At 45.6% G+C, this 13065-nt stretch carries 16 protein-coding genes; 3 read left to right on the top strand and 13 right to left on the bottom strand.

Annotated features, from left to right (window positions below):
* Nucleotides 1-91: 91 nt before the first annotated feature.
* The 11 genes from flgJ to VA249_RS03670 form a co-directional block, all read right to left on the bottom strand.
* Nucleotides 92-1039 carry a flagellar assembly peptidoglycan hydrolase FlgJ gene (gene flgJ, locus VA249_RS03720; RefSeq protein WP_221068973.1) on the bottom strand — a complete coding sequence of 316 codons (948 nt, stop codon included), beginning with the start codon at nucleotides 1037-1039 and terminating at the stop codon, nucleotides 92-94.
* An 18-nt stretch (nucleotides 1040-1057) separates the two neighbouring features.
* Complete coding sequence (locus VA249_RS03715) at nucleotides 1058-2149, bottom strand: flagellar basal body P-ring protein FlgI (protein WP_221068971.1); 1092 nt, start codon at nucleotides 2147-2149, stop codon at nucleotides 1058-1060.
* Nucleotides 2150-2192: 43 nt separating this feature from the next.
* Complete coding sequence (gene flgH / locus VA249_RS03710) at nucleotides 2193-2972, bottom strand: flagellar basal body L-ring protein FlgH (protein WP_221069797.1); 780 nt, start codon at nucleotides 2970-2972, stop codon at nucleotides 2193-2195.
* Between the two features lie 24 nt (nucleotides 2973-2996).
* Entirely contained in the window at nucleotides 2997-3785 is a 789-nt protein-coding gene (gene flgG, locus VA249_RS03705; protein WP_211919828.1) for a flagellar basal-body rod protein FlgG, read from the bottom strand.
* A gap of 18 nt (nucleotides 3786-3803) precedes the next feature.
* Nucleotides 3804-4553 carry a flagellar basal body rod protein FlgF gene (locus tag VA249_RS03700; protein WP_128811398.1) on the bottom strand — a complete coding sequence of 250 codons (750 nt, stop codon included), beginning with the start codon at nucleotides 4551-4553 and terminating at the stop codon, nucleotides 3804-3806.
* A 306-nt stretch (nucleotides 4554-4859) separates the two neighbouring features.
* Nucleotides 4860-6173 carry a flagellar hook protein FlgE gene (gene flgE, locus VA249_RS03695; protein ID WP_221068969.1) on the bottom strand — a complete coding sequence of 438 codons (1314 nt, stop codon included), beginning with the start codon at nucleotides 6171-6173 and terminating at the stop codon, nucleotides 4860-4862.
* Nucleotides 6174-6204: 31 nt separating this feature from the next.
* Nucleotides 6205-6912 (bottom strand): flagellar hook assembly protein FlgD, encoded by a 708-nt coding sequence (gene flgD, locus VA249_RS03690; protein ID WP_128811400.1) that lies wholly within the window; start codon nucleotides 6910-6912, stop codon nucleotides 6205-6207.
* Nucleotides 6913-6929: 17 nt separating this feature from the next.
* Nucleotides 6930-7343, bottom strand: a complete 414-nt coding sequence (gene flgC / locus VA249_RS03685) for a flagellar basal body rod protein FlgC (protein ID WP_128811401.1) — start codon at nucleotides 7341-7343, stop codon at nucleotides 6930-6932.
* 5 nt (nucleotides 7344-7348) lie between these two features.
* Nucleotides 7349-7744, bottom strand: coding sequence for a flagellar basal body rod protein FlgB (gene flgB / locus VA249_RS03680; protein WP_128811402.1), 396 nt, complete (start codon nucleotides 7742-7744; stop codon nucleotides 7349-7351).
* 433 nt (nucleotides 7745-8177) lie between these two features.
* The gene (locus VA249_RS03675) at nucleotides 8178-9005 is read right to left on the bottom strand and encodes a protein-glutamate O-methyltransferase (protein WP_221068967.1); all 828 of its coding nucleotides are present in this window, start codon (nucleotides 9003-9005) and stop codon (nucleotides 8178-8180) included.
* A gap of 11 nt (nucleotides 9006-9016) precedes the next feature.
* Nucleotides 9017-9943, bottom strand: coding sequence for a chemotaxis protein CheV (locus tag VA249_RS03670; RefSeq protein WP_221068966.1), 927 nt, complete (start codon nucleotides 9941-9943; stop codon nucleotides 9017-9019).
* Nucleotides 9944-10019: 76 nt separating this feature from the next.
* On the opposite strand from VA249_RS03670, the gene flgA reads away from it, so the two are divergent.
* The 3 genes from flgA (at nucleotide 10020) to VA249_RS03655 (ending at nucleotide 11670) form a co-directional block, all read left to right on the top strand.
* Entirely contained in the window at nucleotides 10020-10766 is a 747-nt protein-coding gene (gene flgA, locus VA249_RS03665) for a flagellar basal body P-ring formation chaperone FlgA (protein WP_221068964.1), read from the top strand.
* A 137-nt stretch (nucleotides 10767-10903) separates the two neighbouring features.
* Nucleotides 10904-11218, top strand: coding sequence for a flagellar biosynthesis anti-sigma factor FlgM (gene flgM, locus VA249_RS03660; protein ID WP_221068962.1), 315 nt, complete (start codon nucleotides 10904-10906; stop codon nucleotides 11216-11218).
* A 26-nt stretch (nucleotides 11219-11244) separates the two neighbouring features.
* Nucleotides 11245-11670 carry a flagella synthesis protein FlgN gene (locus VA249_RS03655; protein ID WP_128811407.1) on the top strand — a complete coding sequence of 142 codons (426 nt, stop codon included), beginning with the start codon at nucleotides 11245-11247 and terminating at the stop codon, nucleotides 11668-11670.
* A gap of 277 nt (nucleotides 11671-11947) precedes the next feature.
* Here the strand turns inward: VA249_RS03655 and flgP are convergent, their stop codons facing one another.
* Both flgP and VA249_RS03645 read right to left on the bottom strand, forming a co-directional pair.
* A complete protein-coding gene (gene flgP / locus VA249_RS03650) occupies nucleotides 11948-12379 on the bottom strand; it encodes a flagellar assembly lipoprotein FlgP (RefSeq protein WP_128811408.1) in 432 nt (143 codons plus the stop codon).
* A 9-nt stretch (nucleotides 12380-12388) separates the two neighbouring features.
* Nucleotides 12389-13027 (bottom strand): FlgO family outer membrane protein, encoded by a 639-nt coding sequence (locus tag VA249_RS03645; protein ID WP_128811409.1) that lies wholly within the window; start codon nucleotides 13025-13027, stop codon nucleotides 12389-12391.
* Nucleotides 13028-13065 lie beyond the last annotated feature (38 nt).

Here is a 13065-nt window from a genome sequence, read left to right as displayed (position 1 = left end):
TTAAGTGCGGGCGAGAAAGCGTACAAAAAGAAAGGCTTGCACTGTGGCAAGCCTTCTCAAAAAGTATTTAAGCATCCAAGATCGGATTGAATTACATACTCTCAATTTTCTGCTTCACTTGCAGTACTTTATTTGAGTAATCGGGGTCCGTTGCGTACCCCGCATTATGGATACCACGGATGAAAGACTCTGAATTACCACGTTGCTGGAGAGCCGTTTCGTAACGCGGGTTCTCATTCAAGAAGCGAACATAGTCGTTAAAGCTGTCTTGGTAATTCGAGTAAGAACGGAACGCGGCGGTCTCTTTTACAGGTGTATTGTCGTGGAACTCAAGTGTTTGAGTGGTCACTTTATCACCTTGCCAGCTACGATCCGCTTTGATGTTAAATAGATTGTTGCTGCTGCCACGCGCGTTCTTCACCACTTTTTGTCCCCAACCGGTTTCTAGCGCAGCTTGAGCAAGCAATAGTGACGGTTCAACACCCAAAGCTTTAGCTGCACGTTCTGCGTATGGCTTCATTGAATGAACAAAAGATTCTGGTGTATCAAATCGTGAGGGTTCAGATCCTGCTCGCGTTGTTTCTGACGTTGAGCGATTTAGCTGACCCGATTCAATCAAGCGTTGCTCTATCTCACGTGCTTTCTTAGTGTCCACTCGACGATACTCTACCGCAGTATTTGCCGCATCACGCATCGTCGTTTCGCTCTTGTCATCGCCCTGGCCTACGCTCAATTGGGCAACAATCATATCAGCTAAACCCATTGAGCCGGAAGCACTCAAATTACTCGCCATTTGGTCATCTAACATCTGGCGGTAAAATTTTTCGTTTTGGCTGCTCATGAAGTTTGATTCAAAACCTTCATTTGCCTCACGCATCGATTTCAACATCATCGAGGTAAAAATGGATTCAAACTGACGCGCCGCTGCACGTAGCGCTTCTTGTTCTCCCTCTTTGCCCTCTTTCACCGCCTTTTGGCGCAAGGTATCCAGAGAGCTGATATCATGAATAAAACCGATATCGTTAGGATTGTTAACCATAGTTTGCCTCCTAATCGATTAGATGATAATCAACTGGCCTTCAATGGCACCTGCTTGTTTCAACGCTTGCAGGATAGCCATCAAATCCGACGGTGCTGCGCCAACTTCATTGACGGCACGTACCAAATCATCAAGCGTCAAGCCCGGTTCGAACTTAAACATCTTGCCTTTCTCTTCATTCACTTCGATATCTGAGTCAGGCACAACAACCGTTTGACCACCCGAGAAGCCGTTTGGTTGGCTTACATTGAGATTTTCTTTGATTGCCACTGTCATACCACCATGCGTCACCGCAGCAGGTTTCAGACGGACATGCTTACCAACAACGATCGTGCCAGTACGAGAATTAACGATAATCTTTGCTGCGCCATCTGCGGGATCAAATTCTAGGTTTTCGATAGCCGACAAGAAAGCCACACGTTGGCTAACGTCACGCGGAGCTCGCACACGCACAGAAGTGGCATCAACGGCACTTGCCATTTGTGGACCAAGAAAATTATTTACCGCATCTGCCAATCGCTGCGCGGTGGTGAAATCAGAATCTAGTAAGTTAAAGGTGATGTAATCACCTCTACCGAATGGGTTGGGAATTTCACGCTCTACCGTTGCCCCACTAGAAATAAGACCGACGGTTGGGTTATTGCCGACGATCTTAGAACCGTCCGCGCCCTCAGCACTGAAACCGCTTACCACCAAGTTGCCTTGTGCGACCGCATAGACTTGGCCGTCGAGACCTTTTAGAAAAGTTTGTAGCAAGGTGCCACCACGCAGGCTTTTTGCACTGCCGATAGAAGAAACCGTCACATCGACTTGCTGGCCCGGCTTTGAAAACGGAGGCAACTCAGCTGTTACCATAACTGCGGCAACGTTCTTGATTTTCGGTTTTGTGCCAGGCGGCATTTGAATGCCGAAGTTTTGCAGCATTGCCGCAAAGCTTTGCTCTGTAAACGGGTTAGATTCTCCCGTTCCCGGTAAGCCAGAAACCAAGCCATAGCCCACAAGTTGGTTGCTACGCACACCTGCCACTTGCGCGACGTCTTTAATACGTGCGGCTTGGGCTGTGGTTGCAAATAGCGCAACGCTCAACAGTGCTAATAGGACTCTCTTCATGTTACTTAATCTCTTGCTGTCAAATTGCCGTCGATGCGGTGTCTTACAAGGCTACATTAAAGAATCGTGCCAAGAATCCCGGCTCTTGCATATCTTGTGGTAGACCAGTGCCAGAGTATTGAATTCTTGCATTAGAGACGCGATTTGACGCTATCGTATTATCAAAGCTGATGTCATCTGGGCGAATGGTGCCACTTAGACGAATGTACTCATCGCCAGTATTCAGTGTCATCCACTTCTCACCACGGATCACAAGGTTGCCGTTTGCCAGTACTTCAATGACTTCTACTGTGATGTAACCGCTAATGCTGTTGCTCTGTTTCGCAGAAGAGTCGCCCGCAAAGGTGTTGGTGTTGTTTAGATCGTAGGAAAAGTTGTATTTGCCGCCAATTTGCAGCTCTTGACCACCGACAGACAAAGGCTCCATCTTCGCATCGTTGGTTTTAGAAAGATCAGCATTCGCACTTTTCGTCGCACGCGTGGTTTCATCTAACGTGACGGTAATAATGTCACCCACACCGCGTGGCTTGGAGTCATCATAAAGGTCGGTGATATGCTCAGCGCTAAATAGCGAGCCTGTCGCAGCAGCATAGTGCTCTGGTTTTTCTTTTGGGTGAATTGGTGCCCAAGCAGGATCGCCAGCCAGCGGATCGGTCCTACCGCGCAAAGTGTCAATGATGCCACTGTTCTCTTCTTTCGACTTATCACCCTCAACGGCATCCACCACTGTGGTCGCTTGAGTCACCTCATCGGTTTCAATCGGTTCTAGCATCGCACAACCCGACATTGTGACAATAAGTGCAAGTAGAGAAAAACGCTTCATCATTGGCTCCTTAAATCCTAGTCATTACAGTTGTTGGTTCACGAAGCTCATCATCTTGTCGACAGATGAGATCACTTTTGAGTTCATTTCGTAAACGCGCTGCGCTTCGATCATGTTGACCAGTTCTTCCGTTACGTTCACATTTGAAGCTTCAAGCATGGATTGGCGAATCTCACCCAAACCATCTAGACCAGGAACGCCTTCTTGTGGGTCACCACTCGCGCCCGTTGGTAGGTAAAGGTTCTGGCCGATTGGCTCAAGACCACCGGGGTTTACGAAGTCGGTAATCGTTAACTGACCCACAACCACGTTGTTTTGTTCACCACGAATACGAACAGATACTTCACCGTCGGTACCAACCGTAATAGAAATCGCATCTTCTGGGATCACGATCTCAGGCTCAACTGCGTAGCCAGAGCCAGCCGTTACTAATGTACCCTCGCCGTTTAGCGTGAACTGACCATTACGGGTATAACCAATATTGCCGTCTGGCAACGTCACCTGGAAGAAACCATCACCTTCCACCATCATGTCGAGCGCGTTAGTGGTGGTTTGTGCGTTACCGTGCGTGTGTACTTTTTGCGTCGCGACCACTTTAGAGCCCGCACCCAGCATCAAACCACTTGGAAGCTCAGTATTCTGAGAAGACTGACCACCTGGTTGGTTGATGTTCTGATAAAACAAATCTTCAAATACCGCTCGGCTCTTTTTGTAACCGACGGTTGAGGCGTTCGCTAAGTTATTTGAAATCGTTGCGATATTGGTTTGCTGGGCATCTAAACCCGTTTTACTTACCCATAGTGCTGGATGCATTGTGAACCTCTAACTCTGTTAACTCATACGAAGCAATGAATCTGAAGATTTATCCATCTCTTCAGCGGTGCTCATCATTTTTACCTGCATTTCAAACTGACGTTGTAGGTCAATCAGAGCGGTCATTTCACCTACGGCATTGACGTTACTGCCCTCAATCGCACCCGTTTGGATACCGATAGAGCCGTCTGCTTCGTAAGGCTGGTTTGGAGTTTTATGGCGGAATAAGCCATTGGTATCTTTAAACAAATTTTGATCGTCTGTGCGCACAAGCTTAATACGATCAACCACTTCCAGTTCTTCAGCCGGCGCACCTTGAGGCAGTACAGAGATGGTGCCGTCACGACCGATTTCGATTTTGGATACAGGGATTGGCAGGGTGATTGGCGCATCATTTTCACCCAAAATCACATGACCGCTCGCGTTAGTTAGCAAGCCATTTTGATCGACTTTTAAATTACCGTTACGCGTTAAACCCTCTTTGCCGGTTTGGTCCATAACAGAAATCCAACCATTGCCCTCAACCGTAATATCAAGATCGCGACCGGTTGTGATCACACTGCCTTGAGCAAAGTTGTGCCCCGGACGTTCTGTCATGCTGAATACGCGTGACGGTAAGCCATCACCATAAGCTTGCATCGAACGAGCTTGCGCTAAATCAGCACGAAAGCCAGTTGTACTCACGTTTGCCAAGTTGTTGGCACGCAATTGTAGGGCTTGCATATTTTGCTTAGCGCCACTCATTGCGAGAAACAGTGCGCGATCCATAAATTACTCCAAAAGTCTCTGTACAAGGAGTAAAAAAGCAAGAGTTATGCCAATATTAAAATAACGTTATTAATCAAAAACTTGACTGCAAGAAGATACGTTTGAGAAAAAATAAAGAGGGATAAATCGCAGGAGAGGCAAAACTTTGATCCACAAAGCGGCAATTGCGGCAAGTGAGAGATCAAAACATGCTCAACCCGAAGTGAGGTTTGTTCAGGTTGAGCATCAGATGAATGTCATGATGTTATCAAGCAATAACGGCAACAACTCGTCTCGCTTGATCAAACAGATTATCGGGCTAGCGTACTAGCGAATCTGTAGGATATTTTGTTGCAGCTGATTATGAACTTCTAACGCACGTGAGTTTGCTTGGAAGTTACGCTGAGCAGAGATCAGGTCCACCAGCTCTTGAGTCATATCAATGTTTGACTGCTCTAACATACCGTTGTTGATCGTACCGAAAGAACCTTTGTTTGATTCACCCCAGATCTTATCACCTGAGAACTGCGTTGAATCCCACTGAGTGCCGCCTTTCTTATCTAGACCTTGCTCATTAGGAACACGTACTAGTGCTACACGGCCTAATGTTACGTTTTCACCGTTTGAGTACGTACCCAATACGCTGCCGTTTTCGTCAAAATCGATCTTCGTTAAGAAGCCTGTTGTTGCACCGTCTTCATCAAATTTAGTCAGTTCGAATGGCGCAGCAAATTGCGTTGCCGAATCCAAACCTAAGTTCAATGTTTGCATTGCGTCTGCACCATTTAAATCAATTGGCGCAGGGTTACTTGCAGGATCGCCCAATGCTACCGAAGTAATCGGTTGGCCATTATTCAAGCTTGCCAACGTACCATCGTTGTTAAACTTCATAGTGTGGCCAACATGCCCCGTAGGTGTTGCTGCGTCACCGTTAGCAATATTGAGTGGCTTTTCACCCGCTTTATCTGTCACGGTATAGTACGTTTGCCAAGTGTTTGGCTGAGTTTGGTCTTTCAAGTAGTACGTCGTTAACTTGTAAGACTGACCCATCGAGTCATAAATGGTCGAAGAAGTCGAACGGTTGTATGTATCTGGGTCTGAAAAATCAAACTGTGTAGGATCTTTCAAATCGCCATTTGCAGGAAGGTTCACCCCCACTTCAATATTCGCCGTCTGTTTTGGTTTACCAAATTCAGCTGGAATTTTTAGTGGTTGAGGCTCATAAGATGTCACTTCACCAGTGTCTTTATTTACTTGATAACCGAGCAAAAACTCATCATTTGCTGTCACCATGTAGTTGTCTTTGTTTAAATGAAATGCACCGTTACGCGTCATTTCATTTTGTTGCGGCACCATTCGGTCTTTCGCGACGGCAAAGAAGCCAGAACCCGCAACACGCAAATCCATTGGGTTGTTCGTATAAATGCTCGATCCCTCATGGAACTGCTGCGCAACTTGGTTCGCTTGCGCACCACCACCTGGGGTAGTTTTTGAGTTGGTAAACAAAGAGTTTGAGTACACATCGCTAAACTCTGCACGCGACTCTTTAAAGCCGTATGTGTTGGCGTTCGCAATGTTATTACTGGTGGTGTTCAAATCCAATTGAGCGGAGGACAACCCGCTTAAAGATACATATGACATTCTAAATTCTCCTAATCTGGGCGGCTATCGATTACGCTTTGCCAACTTCCAAAACTTCTGCAAGTCGAACTGGCGATTCAAAACCAGCCAAATTGAGTAATACGTTTCCGTCGCCTTTCCCTAGCAATACACTATTTACATTGGCGTAAGTAGAAACAGGGAACTCTTGCGATGCGCCCTCTACCAATCCCGATGCTTTCACATTGTATTTACCAGCAGGCATTGGATTTCCGCTTTCATCTTTTCCGTCCCAAAGCACTCGAGTGTCACCAGCGGGTTTCGCACCTACCTCAAAAGTACGAACCAATTGGCCAGCTTCGTTTTCCACACGAACAAACAAGTTGTCGATAGGTTGCGTTAGCTTAACCATTGCCGCCATCGTGGCGTTATCTTGCTTCACACCCGCCGCGCCAGGAACCAATACGTCACGTCCTACCAAAGAAGAAGCTTGTAACGCTTGGTTTGATGTCATTGATGAGTTCAAACTCTCAAACTGAGAATTCATCTTGCCAATGCCATCAACGGTCGCAAATGATGCCATTTGGGCAATCATTTGGTCGTTACTTACCGGCTTAAAAGGGTCCTGTTGAGACAATTGCTTGGTGAGCAAAGATAGGAAGTCTTCCTGTTTTAGGTCCTGCTTACCTGTGCTCTCTTCAGTTTTCTTGTTCTCTTGTAAACTTTTAAGCTGGTCGAGATAGGACAAGCCGCTTTGACCAACGTTATTAATTCCGGCCATACGCTACCCCCTTATCCTTATTGACCCATCTGCAGCGTACGCAGCAGCATTTGTTTACTTGAATCGGCCACTTGCACATTGGTTTGGTATGCACGAGAAGCTGAAATCATGTTTGCCATTTCTTCCATCACATTAACGTTAGGTTTATAAATGTAACCCTCTTCGTTCGCGAGTGGGTGATCTGGGTTGTACTCCGCACTTAGCGGTTTATCGCTTTCCACAATACCTAACACTTTCACTGGCACCGTATCACCGCCACGCATGGCGTTACTTAACTCAGCACCAAAGACAGCATGGCGCGCTTTGTACGTGTCTTTCGCAGAGCTGCTGACACTATCCGCATTCGCCAAGTTGCTTGAGGTCGTATTCAGACGAACAGACTCAGCGCTCATTGCAGAACCAGTCACATTAAAAACGTTAAATAAGCTCATCTAAATTATTGTCCCTTGATTGCCTTGGTTAAGTTCTTGAATTTGCCACCTAAAAAGTCGAGTGATGCTTGGTGTCTAATTTGGTTCTGCATAAACAAATTACGCTCTAAATCCAAATCAACGGTGTTGCCATCACCCGTATCAGGTTGTGTTGGAAGGCGATATAACTTATCCCCAGTCAACGTTGCAGTGGCAGGAATATGCCGACCATCTGTACGGCTAAGACCAATACTTGCCCCAGATGTTGCCGCCTGTAATTCCTTAGCAAAGTCTAAACCTCTTGATTTATAACCCGGTGTGTTCGCTTGTGCGATGTTGGTGGAAATCACCTCCGCATTACGCTCACGTACACCCACTGTGTGTTGATGGATGCCCAGTGCATTGTCAAAAGATATAGCCATTTGCGCCTCTACATTAAGAACTGACCGTTACTAACAATTAAATAGCAAGTAGCGTGCCAAAAACTGAAGCTAAAGCTAAAGCTAAAGTTAAAGCTAAAACAACGCCCCTGCTGCTGGTCCATTACTTCAACTCGCTTTGCTTTTAAGTCGTTACTTAGCAAGTAAAAAACCAAGCAAGTAAAAAGCCAAGCGAGTAATAAGCCAAGCGAGTAACAAGCCAGACTGATTAATAGAATGTCATATCAAATCGAGTAATCAGCTCAATCCTTTCAAAATATACACCCTATTGTTTGAATTGGGTAAAAACGTGTTGAATGATGAGATAAGGAAATTAAGAAGCGAAGTAATAAAAAGAAAAGAGAAAACAAAGAAAAAGCCTGGCGCAAGGTCAGGCTTTGTGAGCAAAATGAATAATCCGCTATTTAGGGGGCGATTATTTTAATTTATAAATAATGCCTGGATTGCAGCGCACCATTTCAAATCGGTCCGTCAAACCTGTCAGTGATTCTGATGCCCCAAGTAGTAAGTAACCACCCGGGTTGAGGCTGTTTGCCATTTGGTTAAGCACTTTTGACTTCATCTCTGGTGAGAAGTAAATCAGCACATTACGGCAAAAAATAATATCGAACTTGCCCAATAGAGCATAGCTGTCCATTAGGTTTTGCGGGCGGAAGTTCACCAACCGTTTCACATTGTCTTTCACTTTCATGCGGCCATCGCCAGCATCTTCAAAGAACATACGGCGACGCTCAGGCGAAAGACCGCGTCCTAATGCGAGGTTGTCGTATACACCCGCGCGACACATATCTAACATGCTTGCAGAAATATCCGTTGCCGTGATCGACACGCTTGGCAATAACCCTGGCTTACGTTGCTGCGTTTCCAGAATCGTCATTGCCATCGAATATGGCTCTTGCCCGGAAGAGCTAGCAGCAGACCAAATTTTGATTGGACGTTTACTTGCAGCCACTTCAGGTAAAAGTTTGTCAGCTAAAACCGTGAACGGATAAGTATCTCGGAACCACAGTGTTTCGTTCGTCGTCATGGCATCCACCGCAGCAATGCGTAACTCTCGATTGCGTCCGGTGACAACATCGCGCAGTAAGTCAGATAAAGAACCTAAATTGAACTTTGATACTAACGGGCTCAGACGACTGCGTACAAGGTATTGCTTGCTGTCGCCAAGCACGATGCCACACTGTGATTCCAGAAAACGACTAAAGTCACGATACTCTTGATCACTGATTGTAATAGCAGTCATTAATGTCTCTTTTATTGTGTTAATGCAGATTTAACCGCGTTACCCAATTCATCTGGGTTAAATTTTGCAATGAAGCTGTTAGCTCCTACGCGTTCAACCATTGCTTGGTTGAAAACACCACTCAATGAGGAGTGGAGAATAACATAAAGATCTTTCAACTCCGCATTTCTGCGAATTTCGGCCGTCAATGTATATCCATCCATTTCAGGCATTTCTATGTCAGAAATAACCAATGAAATTTGATCGTAAATACTGCCTTGTTGAGCCATTTCGAGGAGCTTATTGTACGCTTCTTTGCCGTCTTTCACAGAGACAACTTCAAAACCAATTGAAGTAATAGCACGTTCAACTTGCTTACGAGCAACGGTGGAGTCATCCGCAATTAAAATGCGTCTTACGATTGGCTTCGCTTGTTCTGCTACGGCGATCTCTTCACCAATGCTCGAATCCATGGTTTCATCAACTGGTGCAATTTCAGCTAAGATTTTTTCTACATCGAGAATCTCAACCAATTCATTGTCGATATTCGTCACTGCCGTTAGGTAATGAGCTTTGCCTGCACCATCTGGTGGTGGCAAAATTGCTTCCCAATGCATATTAATAATACGCTCTACCGAAGACACTAAAAATGCTTGAATAGTGCGGTTGAACTCCGCAATCACAACAAAACATTTGTCAATATCCGTCGTTGGGCGACCGCCGATAGCCAAGCTCAAGTCAATAACAGATACGGTATGGCCACGGATGTGAGCAATACCTTTCACCAATCGGTGAAGATTTGGCATCATGGTCAACTTAGGGCACTGCAACACTTCTTTTACTTTGAATACGTTGATACCGTAGCGCTGTCGTCCCATCAGCCGAAAAGTCAATAGCTCCAATCGGTTCTGGCCGACGAGTTGCGTACGCTGATTCACCGAATCAAGAATCCCCGTCATATGCTCAACTCCATCTCAAACTTTTTGTTTTTAAATGATACTCTACCACTGGCAGGCATAATACCAAGGAAACAGTATGGCGCACCATAATATAATGTCGACACCATTAACCATGACAATATGTAGAGCGGTCTTTATAAAGTACGCTAAGTCTATCGGCATTATGCTCAGTATGTTTAGCTTTTTTGTTCATTCAGCAACGGAAAGCCAACTTGACCAAATTAAAACCGCTGCAGAACAGCACATTCTTAGCACGCTAGAGCAACCAGCGGGAGGAGAATTATCAGCCAATGCGGCAAATATTGATCCACGTATCAAAGCCACCGATTGCCCTGAACCACTTGAAACTTCGGCATCATCAACCAGTAGCACAAGAAGTAACATTAATGTTCTCGTTGAGTGTGTTGCCGATAATTGGAAAGTGTATGTCCCTGTCAGGATCTCAGCATCCGTACCCATGATCGTTTCTACTCGACAACTTGGTCGAGGCGAGATCATCAGCGCCTCCGATGTCACTACCTCCATGATAGAACTGCAACGTTTTCGTAAAGACGGCTTTACAAACTACGAACAAGTCGTGGGCTCAAAACTTAAGCGCAACGTGCGCTTGGGTGACGTAGTCGAACGTAATGACGTCTGTGTCGTGTGCCGCAATGAAAAAGTGACGATAAAAGCCATAAAATCAGGCATGACGATCACAACACAAGGCACAGCCCTTCAAGACGGATCATCCGGTGATCAAGTAAGAGTGAAAAATGATAAGTCTCAACGTATAATAGAGGGAATAGTAACCGGTATTGCAGAAATTACGGTGACTTTTTAACTGCTTTAATTCGTATGGCTTAGCGTCTCTAATCAAAGTGCAAAAAACCAATTAAAATGCAAAAAAACACTAAAGTTCTTTTGCTCACCGTCGATAATCTGGATACCAGTGTTACGATTCAAGTATAAGGTTGAAATATGGCAGGTATAGACAACATACGCTCAGGACAAATGATGACGACGACCAGTCGTGCGCCTGCGCGTAACGATTCTTCGGCATCTAGCGCGACAGAATCAAAAAGAGCGCCAGCTCAACAAGATGCGGTATCACTAAGCCAACAAGGTAAAGCCGTCAGTAAACTCCAACAGGATATGGCAGCTTCACCAGCGTATGACACCGCTAAAGTCGCAGCAATAAAAGAAGCCATTGCGAACGGTTCTTACAAAGTTGATCCAGAGAAACTGGCTGACAACATCATCAAGTTTGAAAACGAACTGCACAGCGACAGCTAACTGACTTAGGCTCAAGGTAAGTATTTATGGCAGCATTAGTCGATCTGGTGAACTTTCAATTAGAAAATGCTAAGGCACTTTCTGATGTTTTGCGCCAAGAAACACAAGCGATCACCGCACGTGTCTCTGCTGAGATTGAAAAGCTGGCTAAAGAAAAAATGACGCTCATTGATCAACTGCGAACCACTGATCAGCGAATCGCCTCTCACCCGCATGTCAATCAACTTACCGAAGATGAAAACCTAAGTCAGGTTGTCGCGAAGATTCAATCGATCGTTTTGGATTGCCAACAAGTCAATCAATCAAATGGTGAATCGCTTAATCGCGCGCAATTGAGCTTCAATAAACTCAACAACATGCTTCAACACACTCATGGCAAAATCGGCATGACGTACAACGCTGGTGGAAAAACACACACCATCTCTACTTTAGGCACCAACATCAAAGCGTAATGCTTTCCGTTACCCCCACGACTTAACGATCTATCAAAACCTATCGAAACCACCTTTCAGCCAGTAAACGCTAATCTCTAGCCAATAACCTATAACCAAAAAGCCAAAAGCCAAAAGCATCGAACATGCACAAAATGCACCGAGCACAAAAAAAAAGTACCGCGCATAAAAAAGCGACCGATTGTTGCCAACCTGCCGCTCAAATAGATTATCTGTTTGTGAAGTAGTAGTAGAACGAAGCGGTACTAGAACGAAATTGTTGTAGAACGAAATAGTACTAGAACAAAGTCTGCTGACGCTTCTCAGGCACTTGTTGCACTTCTCCATAGTCGCGAAGTTTATCCATTTTACGGATATCTAAGCGCAGTTCTGTAACATAACTGTCTTCGACTAAGTAACTGCGCACCACTTCCGCGCCACGAATCACACCATCCACGGCACCAGTCGTACTTTCTTCACCCAAACGCTGATCGGCAAGTTCCGCACGGCCACTGACTCGCATACCATACACCTGCTCAGCAAGTTCTCGGTAAGCATCGATCTTTGATGCACGCATTGCGCGAACACGTTTTTCTTCAACCGTACGGCCCGTTTGTTCGCTGACGCTTGCGTAGCCCACCGCCACTAAAATTTCATCTTGTCGCATCTGTTGCAGTGGCTGACAACCCACTAGCACCAATGTCGCTACTATAAATAATAACTTTTTCATGTTGTTTTCCTACGGGCGGAGAATCACGGTATACGGTTGACGGATCGTTGGATCAGAGCGAATAAGTACGCCATCTTGAGTGCGAATACTGTTGAGTGTATCTAAATCACGGCCAATACGATCGGCAGGCAGGAAGCCCTGTGCTGTTGCCACCACAATCCGGCTTTGCATACCCACAACTCGTGCATTCACCAAAACCCCGCCCTCTTGGCGCAGCATTGTGCCTGTCAGAACGTATTGAACTTGCTGTTCTTGAGCAAGATCTTGCCAATCACGACTTAAGGCAAAGTCACCTTGTTGTGTCACTTGGATTGAACCCGTCGTTTTAAAATCAACCACCTTAAAACCACGGCGTTGAAACTGGTGAATAAATCCCTCAGACACCGAATTACCTAACCAGTTGGTAGCATCCATATTTTGCAGATCAACAAAAGAAGTGATCGCAATCGGCGTGCGCGATGAAACAGCAACATTCGATACCATCAGCTCTTCGGTCATGCTTTCAATAAAGAAGTCCATCGTATGGCGAGGACTGTCCATCAGCATAAATTGGCTGCCGGAATACGGTTCTTTACCATTGTAAATCGGTGAGTACGCACACGATGTTAATAGCGTCATCATCGATGCGGCAACAAGCCATCTTTTCATGGTTTGATTCTCCAGATAATCTTAGGTGTGACTGCTAT

Origin of the sequence: Vibrio alfacsensis, from assembly GCF_019670485.1 — a bacterium.
Lineage (GTDB): Bacteria > Pseudomonadota > Gammaproteobacteria > Enterobacterales > Vibrionaceae > Vibrio > Vibrio alfacsensis.
Note: the sequence above shows the minus strand (reverse complement) of the source record. Positions and strands in the feature narration are given on the sequence as shown.

Bases quoted from the DNA above. Each gene is read 5' to 3' on its own strand.
- flgJ (WP_221068973.1), bottom strand. From the start codon at position 1,039: ATGGTTAACAATCCTAACGATATCGGTTTTATTCATGATATCAGCTCT.
- flgE (WP_221068969.1), bottom strand. From the start codon at position 6,173: ATGTCATATGTATCTTTAAGCGGGTTGTCCTCCGCTCAATTGGATTTG.
- flgD (WP_128811400.1), bottom strand. From the start codon at position 6,912: ATGGCCGGAATTAATAACGTTGGTCAAAGCGGCTTGTCCTATCTCGAC.
- VA249_RS03670 (WP_221068966.1), bottom strand. From the start codon at position 9,943: ATGACGGGGATTCTTGATTCGGTGAATCAGCGTACGCAACTCGTCGGC.
- VA249_RS03655 (WP_128811407.1), top strand. From the start codon at position 11,245: ATGGCAGCATTAGTCGATCTGGTGAACTTTCAATTAGAAAATGCTAAG.
- flgH (WP_221069797.1), bottom strand. From the start codon at position 2,972: ATGAAGCGTTTTTCTCTACTTGCACTTATTGTCACAATGTCGGGTTGT.
- VA249_RS03675 (WP_221068967.1), bottom strand. From the start codon at position 9,005: ATGACTGCTATTACAATCAGTGATCAAGAGTATCGTGACTTTAGTCGT.
- flgP (WP_128811408.1), bottom strand. From the start codon at position 12,379: ATGAAAAAGTTATTATTTATAGTAGCGACATTGGTGCTAGTGGGTTGT.
- flgA (WP_221068964.1), top strand. From the start codon at position 10,020: ATGGCGCACCATAATATAATGTCGACACCATTAACCATGACAATATGT.
- VA249_RS03645 (WP_128811409.1), bottom strand. From the start codon at position 13,027: ATGAAAAGATGGCTTGTTGCCGCATCGATGATGACGCTATTAACATCG.
- VA249_RS03700 (WP_128811398.1), bottom strand. From the start codon at position 4,553: ATGGATCGCGCACTGTTTCTCGCAATGAGTGGCGCTAAGCAAAATATG.
- flgG (WP_211919828.1), bottom strand. From the start codon at position 3,785: ATGCATCCAGCACTATGGGTAAGTAAAACGGGTTTAGATGCCCAGCAA.
- flgB (WP_128811402.1), bottom strand. From the start codon at position 7,744: ATGGCTATATCTTTTGACAATGCACTGGGCATCCATCAACACACAGTG.
- flgM (WP_221068962.1), top strand. From the start codon at position 10,904: ATGGCAGGTATAGACAACATACGCTCAGGACAAATGATGACGACGACC.
- flgC (WP_128811401.1), bottom strand. From the start codon at position 7,343: ATGAGCTTATTTAACGTTTTTAATGTGACTGGTTCTGCAATGAGCGCT.
- VA249_RS03715 (WP_221068971.1), bottom strand. From the start codon at position 2,149: ATGAAGAGAGTCCTATTAGCACTGTTGAGCGTTGCGCTATTTGCAACC.